We start from the raw sequence: 2,573 nt of genomic DNA on the forward strand, positions 1-2,573 counted from the left end.
CGCGACTCCATTTTGACGCTGGTGAGCCTTTAACGCACAATTAGATTAAAATGTAATCTACAGAAATATAAAATTGCATAATCAATTGCGACTAAACTAACAATTAGTTTACTGATCGTTTTTTCATCTATCTCATCGTCGAGAAGTATTTGGGGGCCTTATGGATTTACAAGTGGTTGTTCAGCCTGCGTCAGTAAGCGAAGTGGTGGGGGATGTTATTGCTGTCGATGCCAAAGGTAACGCGCGTAAAGTAAGCGCGGGTGATCAATTAAATAAAGATGAAATCTTAATCACAGTGAATCATTCGTCGGTGACGATACTGTTTAATGGCCAAGCTACCGTAGTCGATCAGAATTGTATTACTTGTTTTAGCAATGCGTCACCAGATTCTGAGAGCTCAGTTGACTTAGTTCAATTTCCGATTGAAGGCGAGATCAACGCTGATCTGAGCTTATTAGACGAGGTGAGTTTTGACGCAGATAATATTGCTGCCATCCAACAAGCCATTTTAGATGGCCAAGACCCGACCCAAATACTTGAAGCAACCGCCGCCGGAGCCGGTGGTGAAGGCTCTGCAAATGCTGGCTTCATCACCATTGATTACAATTTTGCAGAAGTATTGGCGAGTACGTTTTTCGAAACTGCAGGGCGTGATGCTCAGCAATCATTGACTGAAACGAATTTGAGTCCGTTGCGTTTTACCGCTGGGGGTGAATCATTATCAGCGGCATTAGTTGAAGGTTCGCTCTCACTAAATTCGTATCCACAATCAGTGACGGCAAATGTTTTAATCGCGGCGGGAGATCTGCCACTGGATGCCGCCTCTTTTGTCCCTGAATCCCTTTCATTAGCTGCGCTATTGTCAGAGCTGAATAGCGATATTACTTCGGCTGGGCGATCAGTAAGCTTTCGTTATGATGCTACGGCTAACCATATTGTCGGTGAACTTGACGGCAGTGAAGTGCTACGGATTGATTTAGTGGCGACGTCTGTCGGTAAAGACATCAACTTAGAGATAGTGACGACCATTAGTCAACCGATTGACCATGTTCCCTCTGTGGGTGGTGGCTTAGTTTCTTTTGCCAATGATCAAATTGTGATTCAATTTGATGTAACCGGTTCTGATGCGGGTGGAAATCCTATTCGCTCGCCGATTTCTATCGCAATCAGTATTGGTGATGGTAATAACCCTGTTATGTCGGATGAACCGTCGACGTCCGTTTATGAGGATAATTTGGCAAATATCGGTTCGGATGCCAGTGCTTCACAGACGATTACCGTTTCAGGACAGTTTGATACCCAATTGGGTTCTGATCAAATTGAAAGCTATCAGTTGGATTTAAGTGCTAACCCGTTGGCGGGGTTAACCTCGGCTGGTGTCGTGGTGCAATTGGCTTCTTCCTCGTCATCGAACGGGGTTTATACCTATCAGGCGAGCGCTAATGGCCAGCCTATTTTTGAGTTGATATTAAACCCAGACGGCCGTTACCAGTTTACGTTACAAGGCGCGCTGGATCATCCAGCCAATAGTGATGAGTTATTACTCAACCTTTCGGTATTGGCAACCGATTATGATGGTGATAGCTCTGAAAGTGTGCGTTTACCAATCAACATTATTGACGATAAACCTGAAATCATTGGTGTGGATGCGCTCAGCGTTGACGAAGACGATTTAGCGTCAGGCTCAGACAGCAGCAAAGAGCCGTTGTTCGCCGAAGGCTATTTCACCACTACCCAAGGGGCCGATACGATAGCGAGTTATCAGCTTGATACCAGCATCAACCCCATCGCTGGGTTAACCTCGCAAGGTGAAAGTGTGGTATTGGGCGCGGCGACAGTTGATGCCAACGGTAACTACCTCTATCAAGCAAGTACTACCCCAAGCGGTCAGACGGTATTTAGCTTAGTGCTTAACGCAGATGGCAGTTATCGTTTTACCTTACAAGGGCCAATTGACCATGCGCAGGAGAGCGATGAGCTACTGGTGAATTTCAAGGTGGTTGCAACTGACTATGATGGCGACAGCGCCAACATTCTGCTGCCTGTCACCATTCATGATGATCAGCCAATCATCGCGGGCGTGCAAGCGCTCAGCGTTGACGAAGACGATTTAGCGTCAGGCTCAGACAGCAGCAAAGAGCCATTGTTTGCCGAGGGAGTTTTTACTACTCAAAGCGCGGATAAGGTGGTGAGCTATCAGTTGGATACCAGCAGTAACCCGCTTGCAGGACTAACTTCGCAAGGTGAAGCGGTGAGTTTGGGCGCGGCGACAATCGATGCCGACGGCAACTATCACTATCAAGCTAGCGCTGCACCGAGCGGCAATGCAGTGTTTAGTTTGGTGCTCAATGCGGATGGTAGCTATCGTTTTACCCTGCAAGGTCCGATTGACCACGCGCAGGGGAGCGATGAGCTGCTGGTAAATTTCAAGGTAGTGACAACCGATTATGATGGCGACAGCGCCAACATTTTGCTGCCCGTCACCATCCATGATGATCAGCCAACCATCACGGGAGTGCAAGCGCTCAGCGTTGGCGAAGACGATTTAACGTCAGGTTCAGACAGCAGCAAAG

General features: G+C 47.5%; 1 protein-coding gene. It reads left to right on the plus strand.

Translation table 11 applies throughout. The features are described 5' to 3' along the window. Positions 1–160: 160 nt before the first annotated feature. Positions 161–2,573: retention module-containing protein (locus tag B9J87_RS03605; protein WP_141201530.1), on the plus strand; the 2,413-nt coding region annotated here is incomplete at its 3' end.

The organism is Vibrio sp. V19_P1S1T109, from assembly GCF_002241375.1.
Taxonomy (GTDB): Bacteria; Pseudomonadota; Gammaproteobacteria; order Enterobacterales; family Vibrionaceae; genus Vibrio; species Vibrio anguillarum.